Below are 813 nucleotides of genomic sequence, written 5' to 3'. Positions count from 1 at the left end.
TAGGGGCTGTTGATCTTTGTAGTACATATATTAATCAGCCCACATTGGTAGCCACATCATAGTGAATGCTAAAGCGAGCATGGAATGATAATTTCTCTCAAGCTTTTCATACCGTGTTGCTATCCCTCTATATTGCTTAATACGGCCAAATGCATTCTCAACCAAGTGCCTATATTTGTACATGCACCAGTCAATATCTTCATTACCCACTAAACTGTTATCCTTGCGTGGAATAACGGGTGTAGCGCTATTATCACGAATGAACTCTCTTAGTTTTTCACTATCGTAGCCTTTATCTGCGACAACCACATTACTCGTTGGGCAATTGGCTACAAGTGACTCTGCATGGATGATATCATGCGTATTTCCACAGGATAATTCATAATAAACAGGCAATCCTCCGCTATCTACTGCAAGATGTATTTTAGTCGAATTGCCACCTCGACTCTTACCGATTGATTCATTGTCAGCCGTTCTTGCACCGCAACTATGTTGATGGGCCCTGACAATACTGCCATCAATGAAGACCCAATCCATGTCCGCATCACGAGATAATGCGCGAAACAGTTCATTCAAAATCCCTTTTTTGGACCATAAATTGAACCGTCTGTAGATAGCACTCCAGCTGCCAAAATCAGAAGGTAAATCTCGCCATGGAATACCTGTGCGCATCTTATACAGTATGCCTTCGAGCGTTTTTCTATGCTCAGGCTTATTATAAATTCGACCACTTAAGTGCATTACTTTTGATAAGACATTCCATGTCGCGTCTGTTAACATTAATCTTGGCATGAGGGTTCGGTGTAACGTTTT

1 protein-coding gene is annotated in these 813 nt (G+C 41.5%); it reads right to left on the bottom strand.

What is annotated here, in order from left to right; translation table 11 throughout:
- Window positions 1–30: 30 nt before the first annotated feature.
- Window positions 31–792 (bottom strand): IS5 family transposase, encoded by a 762-nt coding sequence (locus I6F53_RS20140; protein WP_197240936.1) that lies wholly within the window; start codon window positions 790–792, stop codon window positions 31–33.
- Window positions 793–813 lie beyond the last annotated feature (21 nt).

The organism is Pseudoalteromonas sp. SWN29, from assembly GCF_015864465.1.
Classification (GTDB): Bacteria; Pseudomonadota; Gammaproteobacteria; order Enterobacterales; family Alteromonadaceae; genus Pseudoalteromonas.
Note: the sequence above shows the minus strand (reverse complement) of the source record. Positions and strands in the feature narration are given on the sequence as shown.

Excerpts from the sequence above, each read along its gene's own strand:
- I6F53_RS20140 (WP_197240936.1), bottom strand. The coding sequence starts at position 792 with ATGCCAAGATTAATGTTAACAGACGCGACATGGAATGTCTTATCAAAA.